This window comes from Alteromonas sp. AWJ4_197 (assembly GCF_056160285.1).
Window position 1 is genome coordinate 119747 of sequence record NZ_JBSWWW010000001.1, and the last position, 15986, is coordinate 135732.

Consider the following 15986-nt stretch of genomic DNA (forward strand, 5'->3'; position numbering starts at 1 on the left):
ACCGCCCGCTCTACACTCGCTTCACTCAGTGACGACTTATTAACGTGGACAGGGATGAAGCCTGAAGCAATTATTCTATGCCTTGCTGTTTCTTTGATGACAGCTTGTGCCGGTGACAGAAGCGTATCTGAAACACAGTCTGTGCAAGGTAAGGCAGCCCCGAAACCACTTTACCGTGACCCCGTTTATGACGGCGCCGCTGATCCTACAGTGATGTGGAATCCTCAAACTTCCAGCTGGTTCATGTTCTACACAAACCGGCGTGCCAATATGCCAGATCCCGAAGGTGTTGAATGGGTTCATGGAACGCCCATCAGTATCGCAGAATCAACGGATGGTGGTGTGACATGGCGCTATAAGCGCAATGCTGTTATCAACTATCCCCACTCCGGTGATAACAGTATTACCTACTGGGCACCGGATGTGTTTTTTCATGAAGAAACCTGGCACATGTATCTCACCATTGTGCCCGGCGTATTTACAGACTGGGCTCATCCCCGCACCATCGCGCATTTCACCAGTACTGACATGCTGTCATGGCATTATGAGTCAACATTGAAGCTGGCCAATGAGAAAGTCATTGATGCCGATGTCATCGCCCTGCCGGATGGTGGCTGGCGCATGTTTTACAACAATGAGCCTGACGGGAAGTCTGTGTACTATGCTGACAGCGACGATTTGTATCACTGGCAGGACAAAGGCAAAGCTCAACTGGCCAGTCGCGGGGAAGGTCCGGTTGCTTTTAAGTGGCAAGGTTACTGGTGGCTGATTGTTGACGCATGGCGAGGGCTGGCGGTTTACCGCTCGAATGATTTAACCCGCTGGGAACAACAAACCGGCTATTTACTGGCGGACCCCGGAACAGGAAAAGACGACGGTATTAACGGCGGCCATCCCGACGTAGTGGTTGAAAATGACCGCGCCTGGCTTTTCTATTTCACCCATGGCGGCAGAGTGGGAGAGAATGCAGGGAAAGACAATGCAGAGTCCAGACGCAGTGTCATTCAGGTCACTGAGTTGCAGTTTGAAGGTAACTGGCTGACTACTGACAGGAATGCGCCTGCGCTTATATCCTTACCGGCAAAATAATTTTGAACCCGCCGGTTCAAATGTGAAATTATTTTTACATACCTGTTTACGCATTGTGAATCCTTGTGATTGAATTTGACTGTACTTTTCAGGATGAATCACAGTGAAACTAACCAATCCATTTGCCGCGAGGCTTGCCGGCCACACCGCTCTTTTTGCAAGCATCATTACCTTCACAGCTTTTTTCCTGGCAAGCTGTGCCAAATCCCCTCCTCCCCAATCCGAACCTGACTATACCGCTTACCTGTTTGCGTCGTTCAGAGGTAATGGTGAAGACGGCTTGCATCTGGCATACAGCAGAGACGGTCTGAATTGGACTGCGTTGAATAACGATTATGCCGTTTTGACACCAGACGTCGGCACGAAGCTGATGCGGGATCCCACGTTAATAAGAGGACCGGAATCTTTTCACATGGTGTGGACCACCGGCTGGGAAGACAAAGGTATTGGTATAGCTCACAGTGATGATTTGGTCACCTGGAGCGACCAGCAGTTTGTCCCAGTGATGTCGTCCTATCCTGCCGCTAAAAATGCCTGGGCGCCGGAAATTTATTATGACGAAACAGAGCAGGAGTTTGTCATCTTCTGGGCATCTACTCTGGCCGGAAAATATCCTAAAACTGAGGCTCAGGCAGATAAGGGCTGGGATCACCGCATCTATGCAACCCGTACGAAAGATTTCGCCGGATTTACCCCCACCACGCTTTTCTATCAGCCGGACTTCAATGTCATTGATGCCAACATTACGGCGCTGGATTCAGGATACGTGATGCTGGTAAAAGACGAGACCCGTTATCCTGCCGCCAAACGCTTACATACGGCATTCAGTGACAATATCAACGGGCCATGGAGGTTCACTGAATCGTCTTTTTCTCCGGATAGTTTATGGGTAGAAGGCCCGACGACGCTTAAGGTAAAAGACGGTTTCCTGGTGTATTACGATGCCTATATGACACACCGGTTTGGTGCTATGTTCACCAGAGACTTCATTCACTTTGAAGACAGAACGCCTCAGCTTAATTTGCCTGCCGGCACCCGTCATGGTAGTGCTATTCCCATTACCGAAGAAGAACTTCAGACACTGCTTAACGCCCGGGGTGATGACACAACGCACTGGTCAGCAGATTCACTGAAATCAGTGTGCAGTGGTGTACCGTTAACCTGCAAACTGGGGGGCGGCACGGGCAATTACCAGGTCGCAGTTTCCGGCACACTGTCATCAGATATCTACGCAGAGAGCCGCAGAAAAATGTTCACTCCGGCGGTCGCCAGCGATATGTCTGCTAACCCCGGGTCTCCCACTGCTTACTTCGCGGTTAATGTGCGCGACCCGGAAGGCCAGCCCATTCAGGATGTCAGCGAGCCGTCAACGGATGGACTGAACCTTACCTTTATGCAGCCCCTTGATACCATCAGCAGTATTGAAGTGACACCTGTCAGGAACAGCCGCTCTTTGTTTATCATCGGTGATTCAACGGTGTGCGATCAAACACCGCAATGGTCAAAGGCCAGCGAAGATCGCTATACCGGTTGGGGGCAGTTGCTGCCAGCCTGGTTTGCGCCGTCAATGACTGTCATTAACTATGCAGACAGCGGAGAAGGCACCGAAGCATTCTCTGTGCCTGATGGCGTGCTCTGGCAGAAAATGGCGGGACAAATCCAGCCTGATGACTGGGTATTAATCCAACTCGGGCACAACGATAAGAAAACCCCAAAGTCCGTTTACGTGTCACGGATGACCGGATTACTTGAAACCATTCAGGGTAAGGGAGCACATCCGGTTGTAATTTCTCCGATGATCCGCAATCACAATATTCCGCTCACGCAGCAGCACATATACGGCGATCTTGTTGTGCGGGACGTACTGCCTGAAATCACCGCCTCCGCGAATGTACCCTACATTGATTTAATGTCGCTTTCCCATGACTGGGCCACCCGGTTGGGACAGGCTGAAGCACAAACCTATTTTGTGGATGACGATCAGACCCATTCAAACGAGCACGGCGCAGGGATATTCGCACAATTTATAGTGGATGAAATCAGCCGTCAGCAATCAGACCTGGCCAGTTACCTCCGTGTATCGCAACATGACAAAGCAGAGAAATAATATGCCTTATCTATCACGCTTCTTACGCCCCGTTTTCGCGTTCTTCGTTACCAGTGTTTGCGTGGTGTTTTCCTTTACCGCACTGGCAGATGATGAAAAGCATCTGACACCAGCCACCATTTTTATCGCCGGCGATTCCACTGCAGCCACGTATAACAATGCTGATCACCAGGGCTGGGGAGCGGTTTTTCAACAATACTTAGACGACAAACAGGTCACCGTTGATAACCGTGCCAAAGGAGGCCGCAGCACGCGAACCTTTATTGCTGAAGGCTGGTGGGACAAATTACTTAACGATGTGAAGCCGGGGGATATCGTGCTTATCCAGTTCGGTCACAATGATGCCAGCCCCGTCAATGACGACTCCAGAGCCAGAGGGACATTGAAGTCTCTGACTGAAGAATACCGCGACATACACAATTTACTGACCGGCAAAGACGAGCGGGTATTTTCTTTCGGTCACTACATTCGCCAGATGGTGGCAGATGTCCGACAGAAAAAAGCCACCCCTGTTTTACTGTCGCTGACGGCCAGAAATATCTGGCATGGCGATCGTATCGAACGGGGCTCCGGTGAATATGGTGGCTGGATGCACAGTCTGGCCATGGAACTGCATACACCATTTATTGATGTGACCAACGCTGCGGCTGATCAGTTAGAAGCACTGGGCAAGGAAGACACCGCTGCGCTTTATCCAAAGGATCATACTCACTTTCATACGCAGGGGGCAAAGCTTCACGCTGAAGTCGTTGTCGCTGCCATAAAAGGTATGCGCCCGTCTCTTTCACCAGAACTGTATTCAGAAACCGGTAATGCGGTTACTGCGAACAACTGGACCTTCGTTAATTTACCCGTGGTGCAAAATCAGGCACTTCGCAGTGTGTTTATGGTGGGCGATTCTACTGTCAGAAATGGTCGTGGCGATGGTGCCGGCGGTCAGTGGGGTTGGGGTGATTTCATTGCCGCCGCGTTGCCTGATGCCAATGTGAACTTTGTTAACCGCGCCGTAGGAGGCCTGAGCAGCCGGACTTTCGTCACCGGCGGACACTGGCAACGGGCACTGAATATGATGAAGCCCGGCGATATTGTGCTGTTACAATTTGGCCATAATGATGCCGGCGCGCTTAACGATGACTCCAGAGCCCGCGGTACCATTAAGGGCACAGGCATGGAGCAAAAGCGTATTGAGAACATGCTTACCGGCGAACCTGAAGTTGTTCACACCTATGGCTGGTATTTACGTAAGATGATTGGAGAGGCCAAAGCGCAGGGCGTCATCCCGGTAATTTGCTCTCCGGTTCCCCGTAAAAAATGGGAAGACAACGGCTTTCGTACTGCCCGCGCCCGTGACAGTTATCCCCAATGGGCAGAGGCGGTGGCCCGCACTGGCAACACGGCTTTCATCGATTTACACGAATTGGTTGCAAGCGCTTACGACGGTAAACCCCATGAGTTAATCGACAGCTATTTTGGTGATGCCCATACCCACACCAGCAAAGTAGGCGCAGAAGTCACTGCAGCAATAGTCGCTGAGCGCTTAAAACCTATGCTGGGTCTGTAAACATGAGTGCATTGAATATCGGCGTACGCGCCCATGATTTTGGTCAGGGCAGTATCGAGGAAGTTAGCAACCGCATTGGCCAGTATGATGTGTCCTGCGTGCAACTGGCTTTGCCCAAGTCCTTTCCTTTTATGGGACCGGATGCAGGGCGTATTACGCCGGGCTTTGCCAGCAAAGTGAAAAACGCCTTCGCTGCACACAATATCGATATTGCTGTGCTGGGTTGCTACATCAACCCCGTGCATCCGGATAAGCAAATCCGTGAAGCATCGCTGCAATGGTTTGAAGAGCATTTGCAGTTTGCCAGCGACTTCGGTTGCAAAATCGTGGGAACGGAAACCGGCAGTATTAATGCAGATTGCCTCTGGCATCCCGATAATCATTCAGAGAAAGCGTTTGATGAACTGGTTACTTCAGTGAGAAGGCTTGCCCTGACCGCAGAGAAGTTCGGGGTAATCGTCGGTATTGAAGGTGTGGCGCATCACCACATTATTAATACACCGCAACGTTTGTGTCAGTTGCTGGAGGCGGTGGATTCCCCAAACGTCAAAGTGATCTATGATCCGGTAAACTTCTTTCCGGTAAACATGCCTGTCTCTCAGGAGGCTGCCATGGATGAGATGTTTGCAAAGCTTGGACAGCAAATCGTCGCAGTGCACTGTAAAGACTTCATCACTAAAGACCACAAAAAATTCGGGGATTTACCTTCCGGCACAGGTGAGATGAATCACCGCTATCTTTTTGCCTGGCTGGCCAGATTTAAACCGGATATTCAGATCATTCTAGAAAATACATCTGCCGGCAACATCGACAAGGTACTTTCCTTTCTGGATAATCAATTGTAGTTCAACCCTTTTCAAGCGTGTTTGCTCAATCCTCTGTACCCAACCCTCCGGGCAAACACGCAATTTATCCTGTTATTTTTACACCGGCAATTCCCGCGAAACAATTGTAAACCAGCCGTCAAAACAGATTTAAAAACCTGTTAGTTTCATATATTAAATTTTTTGTACTTTTCCGAAAATAGTTTTGGCCACTATTGACCGGTAATTTTGCCCCCGAAAAGCACGATGACTGACCTGACACACCGGTAAATGACATCAAACTCGCTTATTTGATCACCTAAAAAAGCATTATTAATCATAACCTTAAACACACGCCAACCGCTCCCATTTCAATTATGGAACTTTATAGTTAAAAGCTTATTTATCCCTTGACGGCTGATTGTGGATGAAAACGCTTGATTGGAAATGATTGGGCTGTGTTGACGGCTTTTTGGGCCGGGATTACCATCATTTTCGATGTAAACAAAATATTAAAAACATGTACGGAAGACTTACATCGAACTTGGCCGATAACAGCAAATCGAGGTTAAAATGAAAAACTTCAAGGACAACAGAAGAAACACCGGGCAAAACCCTACCCTTGCCCGCAAGCCACTTGCCACACTTATTTCAAACCTACTGATTGCAGGATCCTGTGCGTCCCTTTCACTGGCAGCAGTGCCGGCATTTGCACAGCAGAATACCGCTACGCAGCAGGAAGACGCCATTAAGGTGTCCGCTACTGCTAATGCCAATAACGCTGAAACTGCAGAAGCAGAAAATGCGGATGACGAAACAGAAGTTATTGAAGTCAAAGGTATCCGTTTCAGTCAGCGTGGCGCTATCGACCGTAAGAAGATGGCAGGCACCATTATGGACTCCCTTGTAGCTGAAGATGTCGGCCAGTTCCCCGACAAAAACGTGGGTGAAGCCCTGCAACGTATTCCCGGCGTTCAACTTGACCGTGATTTTGGAGAAGGTGCGTCAATCAGTATCCGGGGTGTTGAGCCCGGCTTGCTCCGTGTAGAAGTTAACAATGTATCAGCCCAGGGCTTTGGCGGCGACCGTGGTGTCGACTTCCGCGCCATGGCGTCAGAACTCATCCGCTCACTGGATGTAATTAAAGGTTCAGAAGCCCGGCTAACTGAAGGGGGTATCGGTGGTACCGTGCAGGTTAACACCCGTAAACCTAACGAGTTTACTGAGAACTTCCTGTCTGTGAACGCCGAAGGCCAGTACAACGACCTTACCGGCGAGCCCAATAACCGCTTTAACTTTGTTGGTGTATACAAATTTAATGAAGATTTTGGTGTACTGGCGAACGTAACCAGTGAGAAAAAGAACACCATGATCCATGCTATCCGGAATACCGAGTGGATGCTGTTCGATGATTACGACAACACCGCAGAAAAGACGTTCGTGAATCAGGATTTTGCAGATATTACTGACAAAGCAGACTGCGCCACATCCAGTGATCAGGACCTGTGTGAGCAACAATGGTATGACTTCTCACCCCGTATCCCCCGCTACGGTATCTGGGGTCGTGAGGAAGACCGGATCAGCGCCAACCTGATGGTACAGTACCGTTTCAATGATCGTTTCCAGACACATGTGGGTTACACCTATAACGACCGTGATAAGACCGCAACTGACCTGAACCTGCACTTGGAATCAGGTTCCGCCGCCCGTGTCGATCCGGCATCTGTAGTGGTTGATGACCAGCACAATGTGACCTATTTTGAGACCATTGCCGCCGGTGTGACCAACCGTACGCTGAATTTCGCCTGGGATCAGACAACGTCTATCTTCGAAGCAGGTTTCGAATATGATGCCGATGTGTGGAGCGTAGAAGGCTTGCTCTCCAAATCAGACTCTAAGCAGGACATTGATTCCCGGGATACCCATATTACTGCCGAAGGTCTTGCTGGCATTGCTGTTACACTGAATGATGAAGGCATGCCGGAATGGGATTTCAACGACGGCTATTTTTATAATGCCGATGACCCTACCGATACCTCCGACCGTTTTGATGTAAACGACCCGGGCAGCTACCGCTCACGCTCACGCTATAAATATGCACCGCATACCGATGAATCAGACGAAACCATGGCAAAACTGGATTTCACTTATGTGCCGGATTCAGATTTCATCACTATGGTGCGCTCCGGTGTGCAGTACACGAAACAGGAACAGATCAACGCCGATTATCAGTACAACATCATTCGTGATGTGGGTCAGGTATATAATGGTGTTGAGTGGACCGTTGATGACCAGATTGCGCTGATCAGCGGCAATACTTTCCAGTCAGATGAGTTGTTTGACGGCTATGATTTACCGGTAAGTACCGTAGGCTCTTATCAGGCCGTTGATACCCAGCCTTTCATCGATGCAATTCAGGCCATTTCGGACGACAACACAACCCGTGAAGATCTCGATGTGCGTTCAGGCAACTACGACGTATCGGTAGAAACCCAGGCCATCTATCTGCAGGGTAACTTCGAGACTTACGTGGGTGAAATGCGTCTTTGGGGTAATGCCGGTGTGCGGTACGTTAAAACGAAAACGGCTGCAAACGGTAATGTTTGGGAACGGATTATTGTTGACCAGGTTGATGAGAATGGTGATGTTCTCACTGACCCAATCACCGGCGAAGACTTAGCAGGTGTGGAAGATCCGGATCATCCGGAGGATTTCGAGGGCCGTAAAACTGTTGACGGTGAATACAGCGACACGCTGCCAAGCATTAACGTGAACCTCGGTATCATTCCTAATGAGCTGGTGCTTTACATGGGTGCAGCAAAAGTTATGTCACGGCCAAAAACCACCGACCTGAACGTGAACGCTGACTGTACCATTTATAAAACACGACGCTCTGTCGAAGATGATATTCACGATTACTGTACTGCCGGTAACCCCGCTCTGAATCCGTATCGTGCGAATCAGTTTGATATTTCACTGAACTGGTATCCCGATGAGAACTCAGTCATCTCCGGTGCTTACTTCATCAAAGATATCACCAGTTGGATCATTGATGCAGAAACCCGTTTTGATGTGGACTTCTTCGGCGACGGCCGTCTGTTTGATGTGCGCCAGAAAATCAATGGCTCAGGTGTAACCACCAAGGGTATCGAGCTTCAGGCTTCCACTGTATTCACCTGGTTGCCGGCGCCCTTCGACGGCTTCGGCGGTAGTGTGAACTACACCCGCATGTCTGCTGATGATGTTGGTTTGTTCAACCAGTTAAACGGTGAGGAACTGCCCTTCCCGTCACAATCTGAAAACAGCTATAACCTGACTGCGTTCTATGAAACGGATATGTGGAGTGTTCGCCTTGCATACAACTATCGCGACGAATACCTGGCATCGCCGGCAGACCGTTCCGGGAACCCCGTCTTCGTTGATGATTCGGGGTATCTGGACGCAAAAATTGTATACAACGTCACAGAAAACCTGCGCGTATACGCTGACGGTCGTAACTTAACCGGTGAAGTGAAAACTTATACTGCAGGCCCGCACCGTTTATCAGATCTGCAGTGGTCCGGACGTGAGTACGCTGTAGGTGTGACTTACCAGTTCTGATACCGACATAGTTAACTTTGTTACATAAGGCTTCCTGACAGGAAGCCTTTCTTTGTTTACTTACCAGGAGCAACCTTTGGAAACCATCGCATTTGTTATGCAATTACGCCCCGGTTTTGAAGCGGAATATGAAAAACGCCATGATGAAATATGGCCGGAGTTGGTGACGCTATTGAAAGAAGCCGGAATAGAAGACTATTCCATTTTCCTGCATCCGCAAACGCTGCAACTGTTCGCCACACTTAAGCGCCCGGAAAATCACAAAATGGATACCCTGCCAGAGCAGGCAATAATGCAAAAATGGTGGGCGTATATGGGCGACATTATGGACCACAATCCCGATAACAGCCCCGTCAGCGTGCCACTGAAGCCGGTTTTTTATCTCAGGTAGAGCAACACTTGAGATTTCGGTTAGCCGCACCATTTTATTTAAAAATTATTCTTTACGCGGACTCATTTACAGAGTAAAAATGCGCCAAATTCGGGTAAGCCGGATCCTACTCTGCCAGCCAGTCTTGCAGCTTACTTTTTTGTCATTGCCGGAGAACTCAATGGCATTTCAATATCCGCCGGTGAAGAGCTATTTCGACGCTGCATCATGCGATGCTGAGGTTAAGTTTGCCTTCGAAAAAGGGCTGCGTTATGCAGGCCACACTCTTATGGTACCCGAAAAGTTCAGCTACTTTACCCTGCCTCACCTGCATGATCGCTACGTGCTTTTTAATCAGGGTGATGGTTACGACATCGTGTCGAATGTTTGTCTGCACAGACAGGCAAAACTGCTTGAAGGCGCAGGGCGCACACGAAATATAATCTGTAAGTTGCATTGCTGGGGCTATGACAACCTGGGCACGCTGCGTGGCACACCGCAATTTGGCGAAAAGCAAACCGGTGCACTGAAAAAAGAGTCACTGGTGAACTGGCACGGCTTACTCTTCCGCGACCGCGCGCCGGACATGGACTTAAAAGCACTGGGTCTTAGCAGCTACATTAACTTCGATGATTATTTTTTCGCTGATCTGGAAACGGCCCGCTATAACTTTAACTGGAAGACATTCATTGAGATTTACCTGGAAAATTACCACGTATTCTCTATGCACCCGGGTTTAAAACAGTATGTGAAAGCCGATGACCTGGAATGGGAATTTGGCAATGATTTCTCAGTACAGAAAGTGGGACTGGGTCAGGATTTACTGAAAGCGACAACACCTCACTACCGCCATTTCCAGGATGCACTGGCTGAGCGCTTCGCCGGCAACCTCCCCCGGTACGGTGCGATCTGGTGCTTTATCTATCCCAACATCATGATTGAGTGGTATCCCGAAGTACTGGTTGTCAGCACTGTATATCCGGACGGTCCGCGACACTGTACTAACCACGTAGAGTTTTATTATCCGAAAGCATTCCACGCAAAATCGCCGGAATACTTCACGGCAGAGAAAAACGCCTACATGGAAACCGCTGAAGAAGATGAAGTGGCCTGCACACTGCTGGAAAAAGGCCGTGAAGCGCTTTACCTTTCAGGCGAAGAAGAATTCGGCCCGGTAGACAGTTTTCTTGAAGCCGGTGTTGCCGGTTTTTATGAGTTTTTGACACAGGCTGAGTAGACAAGGTGGCAGTAGTTATCCTGCCACCATTGCTGATAATTTATGCGTTATACCACTCAAAACCACCAACATTAACGTTCTGAACCGCCTCTTCGCGGGTGTTTTCTGCAACCACATTGCTGAGTGTGACGTTGCTGACCGGCAATTCTGCCTGGCCTTCTATCTTACACAGATACCCGGCTTTGCCCACCCGGACGTTCTGCAAATGAATGCCGGAGATAGTCGTCAGTTTGCGCTCGTAAGTGGGTACAAGATCTTTCCACTGATACAGTATATCTGTGGCAATGGTCAGTGCGCCGCCGTTGATGGCAGGTGCGGTGATATTCTGCACCACTACATTTCGTACATAACCGCCTCTGCGCTCGTTGGTTTTTATCAGAACCAGATTGCCCGTGCCTTCATACGTAAATGCTGCGCCGCCTTCAAAATGGCAATCATCGACAAACACATTTTCAATGCCACCGGATAATTCACTGCCTATGGCGATTAGCTGATGAGCCCGCTTTATCCGGCAATGCCGGATAACCACGTTTTTGCACGGCATGTTTAAGCGCCAGGCGTCCTGATTTCTGCCAGCCTTAATGGCTATTGCATCATCCCCCTGGTCAAACTCACAATGTTCAATCAGCAGGTTTTGTGTCATTTCAGGGTCAACGCCATCATTATTGTGTCCGTACGCTTTTACCGAAACGCCGCGGATGACAACATGCTCACTCATGTAAGGATGCAGTACCCAGAACGGGCTGTTTTCGATATCAATATCTTCTATCAGTACGTGTTTACAACGATTGAAATGCACGAAGTGAGGACGCAGGTTGGCATCTTCATAATCCATTTTACGGACTTCAACCGGCTCGCCTTTCGCTGCCATATGATAAAGGTTCGCCAGCGCCTGCATATGTTCAGGCGGACGCTTATACCAGATTTTCCAGGTATCCAGGTTGGCAAAAAGCTTGCCTTCACCGCTGAGCGCAATGTACTCGCATCCGTAAGCGTAAATAAGCGGCGAGTAGTTATAACACTCCATGCCTTCCAGGATGTTTTTACAGCGGGTAAGTAATCTTTCGGATCCCCTGAAAAAGTAAGCTGAGCACCTTTCCGGACGTGCAAATTCACAAAGCTTTTTAAATGGATTTTACCGCACACCCACTCACCCTGAGGAATAATCACCCGCCCGCCACCAGCCTGATGAGCGGCATCAATTGCACTTGCGATCGCCCGGTTGTTGGCGTGCTTATCACCCGCGATGGCACCAAAGGCGCGGATATCAAACTCCGGCGTATGAGCAAAGTCGGGAACAATGATATCCGGCATAGCAAAAGGTGTATTGGTCTTAAACGACTGCGTATTCATACCGGCCTGAGATGAGGTGATAACTGAAGATTGCTGACATGCAGCCAGCAAGGCTGCGGACGATGATGCGAGCAGGAAATCCCGCCGGGAAAGACGTTGTTTATCGTTATTTCCCATGGCCAGCTCCTTTCAGCGCCCAAATTTTCAAATCGCGGTACTGAAACTTTGTCCACTGCATTTGCCGGAAGCCGAGTTTCCCGTCCTGTAACGGCGGGCCGGTGTCGATGCCGTCTACCACCGGCACATCGTCGGTGTAATCGATAACGGTGCGCCCGTTGATCGAAAGTTGAATATGATTCTTATGTTTCACTAAGCGAATATGATTGATGCGGGTCTCTGTTGCCGCTATGCCGGGCTCACCTTGTTGCAGTAACGAGAATGTGTTGTTTTTGCGCAGATTAGCGTGCCCCCTTGCCGGATTGTGCGCAGCGTTCGCGTAATAAGAAATATGGTAACTGCGAATATCCCCGTTGGTATATTGGGTGAATGTGCCATCCCTCGGAGCAAGGCTTGCATCAAAAATGTCTTCACCTCGTACGCCTTTTGCGGCAAAAAACACGATAACCAGTCCCGCATCTGTCTTCAGCGCCTGCGCATCCCACTCTGCAATGAAACTGTCAGGCAGCGTCTCAGGCATCCAGAACACATGGTGACCTGCTTCGTCGGGCGACCACATTTGCATCCAACCATTCTGAAAGGCTGCCCGGCCCGGGCCTTCCATACGCCAGCCCGCCATATCCACCTCCCGGGATAACGGATTTTGATAAATAATGTCGCCTTTTGTCCATTTTTCTTCCACCACCTGTGCACTGGCAGTCATCCCCGGTGATGCATTACCACTACAGCCACAGGCCAGAAAAAATAAAGCGCCTGCAGCAAAATACGTTCTGACTGAAACCATACTCCCTCCGTGTGCCATAACACTATTTTTCAAATGTGAAACTCTTTGACGATTCACTGGCAATCACAACCGGTCAAATAGTGTTATTTTCGTTCTCGTATGATAGAAGTTAAACAAAGATTAACAAGCGGTTAATATTTTTAGTTTCAGATTTGGTATAAAAGGAATCTCATGGACAGACGGCAATTCATCGTTAACAGCAGTATGGCGGCGTCCGTACCTTTTGCATTGTCAGCAACAGGTTGTGCTTCAACGGTAGCGGGACAGGCAGCAGGGCAACAGGCAATAAAGCCGGTAACGCGACTGCCCGGAGCACTGAGCTGGCTGGAGGGAGAACAACCCGCTTATCAACCGGGCACCACGTTTGGCTATCCCTGGCCCCGCGGCGAATTACAAGCTGAAACGCCGTTGTCGCTGGTTCATGAATCAGGCACGCAGCTCCCGCTGCAGTCCTGGCCCACCGCTTACTGGCCCGATGGCTCGGTTAAGTGGACTGCGCATGCTATTCCGGCAGACGCCCGATGCGGTGATGCGTGTAAAATAGTGAAAAGTAAACCCGCCACGCCTGCTAAGGCGGTATCCGTTGATGAATCGAATCAGCACATCAATGTAAACACCGGTGTCATACAGTTTTCTGTTCCCAAAAAAGGTTCGTCGTTAATCAGCACGCTCTCCCGCGATGGCAAAGTAACGGGGAAAGACGCCAAACTGGTGGGAATGCGAAAAGCGTCGCCTGATAACGACGCCACCAATGAGCATTTTGAATCTCAAATTCAACAGGTCGTTGTGGAACAAAACGGTCCGGTGCGGGCGGTAATTAAAGTAACCGGCATAAACCGCACTGCATCACAACGTGACTGGCTACCTTTCACGTTACGCATGTATGCTTATGCAGGCGGTGAAACCGTACAACTCACCCATTCATTTATCTTCGACGGAGATGCAGAATCCGACTTTATCAGTGGTTTAGGTCTCAGGTTTAACGTGGTGCAAAGAGACGAGCTTTACAACCGCCACGTTCGCTTAGTGGGCGCAGACAACGGTTTGTGGGGCGAGGCGGCAAGAGGCATCACCGGGCTGCGCCGTGACCCGGGTGAAGCGGTCCGGAAAGCGCAAATTGAAGGTATAGCTCTGCCACCTGAGTCAGAGTGGGATGAACGGGTAACCAGCCGTTTGCATTACATTCCCGTGTGGAACGATGTCACCCTTACCCAGACAACGGCAAACGGTTTCGAAATCCGCAAACGTACCAAAGCCGGGCATGGCTGGATTGGTTCAGATCAGGGGCATCGTGCCAGCGGCGTCGGCTACCTGGGAGGCGTGTCCGGCGGGATCCTGTTTGGCATGCGGGATTTCTGGCAATTACACCCGGTGCAAATTGATTTGCGGGACACCGGTCAGGATGAATCCTCTGCCACTATCTGGTTCTACTCTCCTGAAGCCCCCGCGATGGATTTACGTTTTTACCATGACGGCATGGGTCAGGATACCTACGACAAACAACTCGATGCCCTGAATATTATTTACGAAGACTATGAGCCCGGATTCGGCGATGCTCATGGTATTGCGCGCACCACAGAGTTTACTCTGGCCGTAACCGGCAGTACGCCATCCCGCCAGCAAACTATTGATATGGCAGCGGCAATTCGCGAACCGGCCAGACTGATTGCCGCACCGCAGGACTACCTGGCAGCCAACGTATTCGGCGGCTCCTGGAGCCTACCGGACTCATCAACCCCTGCCATGAAGAAAATTGAAGATCGCCTGGCCTGGCAAGTGGAATATTATGCCGGGCAAGTTGAGCAACGTCACTGGTACGGATTCTGGAACTATGGCGACATTATGCATACCTACGACAGCGACCGGCACGTGTGGCGCTATGACATAGGCGGATATGCCTGGGATAACTCAGAGCTCTCGCCGGACCTGTGGCTCTGGTACTCCTTCCTCCGCACCGGCGATCCCACCACCTTCCATCTGGCTGAAAGAATGACCCGCCATAACCGTGATGTGGACATTTATCACGCAGGCCGCTTTAAAGGATTAGGCACCCGTCACAATGTGCAGCACTGGGGATGCAGTGCCAAGCAAATGCGGATCAGCACCGCGTCTTATCGCCGTTTTCATTATTTCATTACCGGCGATGACCGCACAGGTGATGTGCTCAGCGAAGTGACGGATGCAGATAAAGCGCTGGCCGTGCTCAACCCCACCCGCAAGGTAGAAAGGACAAACCCGATCCCCGGCCTGGCGAAAATGGGAGCCGGCACAGACTGGGGCTCTGCCGCCGCAAACTGGCTGACTGCATGGGAGCGTACCGGCGATGATAAGTACAGAGCACGTCTTGCGGATGCCATGACAGTCATCGGCAATCACCCTCAGGGCTTTTTCGCCGGAGCATTTGGGTATGATCCTGAGAAACAGGCGTTAGTACCCTACCCTGAAGCTGACCCAACCCTGTCTCATTTAAGTTCAGTGTTCGGCCTCATCGAAATGTCCACAGAACTAAATCAGCTCATCGATATTCCGGCTTACCGGGAAGCCTGGCTTAAATACGGCCGGCTTTACAGCGCGCCGGATGAAGAGCAGGAAGCTGCGCTGGGGAAAGTGATGCGCGGCAACAGTCTTACCGTGGCCCACTCGCGGTTAACCGCCTATGTGGCTGCGCAGGAAAATGATCCTGAACTGGCCAGACGCGCCTGGAAAGAATTCAGGCAGGAATGGGGAGGAGAGAAATCCATTGGCACAACCCGGGTAACGGGTCCTGATGTGCTAAACCCCGTTGATGAAGCCGCCTGGGTATCGACAAATGATGCCGCCCAGTGGGGCCTGGCCGCTATTCAGAATCTGGCGCTGGTGAAGTCAGCACTTTCATAGAATGACGCGCTTTCACCGGTAAAGCGCAACAGTGTGTGGAAAAGGTTTGTGTCAGTCAAACCTACCCTTCGGGCGGCAGTTTTGCCGC

The 15986-nt window shown here is 50.3% G+C and carries 10 protein-coding genes; 8 read left to right on the forward strand and 2 right to left on the reverse strand.

What is annotated here, in order from left to right:
• Positions 1 to 54 precede the first annotated feature (54 nt).
• From ACXAGC_RS00585 to ACXAGC_RS00615, 7 genes are all read left to right on the forward strand, one after another.
• Positions 55 to 1089 carry a family 43 glycosylhydrolase gene (locus ACXAGC_RS00585; RefSeq protein WP_474841489.1) on the forward strand — a complete coding sequence of 345 codons (1035 nt, stop codon included), beginning with the start codon at positions 55 to 57 and terminating at the stop codon, positions 1087 to 1089.
• 103 nt (positions 1090 to 1192) lie between these two features.
• Positions 1193 to 3196: a GDSL-type esterase/lipase family protein gene (locus tag ACXAGC_RS00590; protein WP_474841491.1), complete on the forward strand. Its 2004-nt coding sequence runs from the start codon at positions 1193 to 1195 to the stop codon at positions 3194 to 3196.
• A gap of 1 nt (position 3197) precedes the next feature.
• Positions 3198 to 4757 (forward strand): rhamnogalacturonan acetylesterase, encoded by a 1560-nt coding sequence (locus ACXAGC_RS00595; RefSeq protein ID WP_474841493.1) that lies wholly within the window; start codon positions 3198 to 3200, stop codon positions 4755 to 4757.
• A gap of 2 nt (positions 4758 to 4759) precedes the next feature.
• Positions 4760 to 5602 carry a sugar phosphate isomerase/epimerase family protein gene (locus ACXAGC_RS00600; RefSeq protein ID WP_474841495.1) on the forward strand — a complete coding sequence of 281 codons (843 nt, stop codon included), beginning with the start codon at positions 4760 to 4762 and terminating at the stop codon, positions 5600 to 5602.
• 531 nt (positions 5603 to 6133) lie between these two features.
• On the forward strand, positions 6134 to 9160 hold the full coding sequence (locus ACXAGC_RS00605; RefSeq protein ID WP_474841497.1) for a TonB-dependent receptor: 3027 nt from the start codon (positions 6134 to 6136) through the stop codon (positions 9158 to 9160).
• 76 nt (positions 9161 to 9236) lie between these two features.
• The gene (gene rhaM, locus ACXAGC_RS00610) at positions 9237 to 9551 is read left to right on the forward strand and encodes an L-rhamnose mutarotase (protein WP_474841499.1); all 315 of its coding nucleotides are present in this window, start codon (positions 9237 to 9239) and stop codon (positions 9549 to 9551) included.
• A 160-nt stretch (positions 9552 to 9711) separates the two neighbouring features.
• Positions 9712 to 10767: an aromatic ring-hydroxylating oxygenase subunit alpha gene (locus ACXAGC_RS00615; RefSeq protein ID WP_474841501.1), complete on the forward strand. Its 1056-nt coding sequence runs from the start codon at positions 9712 to 9714 to the stop codon at positions 10765 to 10767.
• A gap of 40 nt (positions 10768 to 10807) precedes the next feature.
• On the opposite strand, the gene ACXAGC_RS00620 is transcribed toward ACXAGC_RS00615, so the two are convergent.
• Both ACXAGC_RS00620 and ACXAGC_RS00625 read right to left on the reverse strand, forming a co-directional pair.
• Complete coding sequence (locus tag ACXAGC_RS00620) at positions 10808 to 11794, reverse strand: glycoside hydrolase family 28 protein (RefSeq protein WP_474841503.1); 987 nt, start codon at positions 11792 to 11794, stop codon at positions 10808 to 10810.
• Between the two features lie 432 nt (positions 11795 to 12226).
• Positions 12227 to 13021 (reverse strand): DUF1961 family protein, encoded by a 795-nt coding sequence (locus ACXAGC_RS00625; RefSeq protein ID WP_474841505.1) that lies wholly within the window; start codon positions 13019 to 13021, stop codon positions 12227 to 12229.
• 171 nt (positions 13022 to 13192) lie between these two features.
• Between ACXAGC_RS00625 and ACXAGC_RS00630 the strand changes: the two genes are divergently transcribed.
• Positions 13193 to 15898, forward strand: coding sequence for an exo-rhamnogalacturonan lyase family protein (locus tag ACXAGC_RS00630; RefSeq protein ID WP_474841507.1), 2706 nt, complete (start codon positions 13193 to 13195; stop codon positions 15896 to 15898).
• The last annotated feature ends 88 nt before the right edge of the window (positions 15899 to 15986 follow it).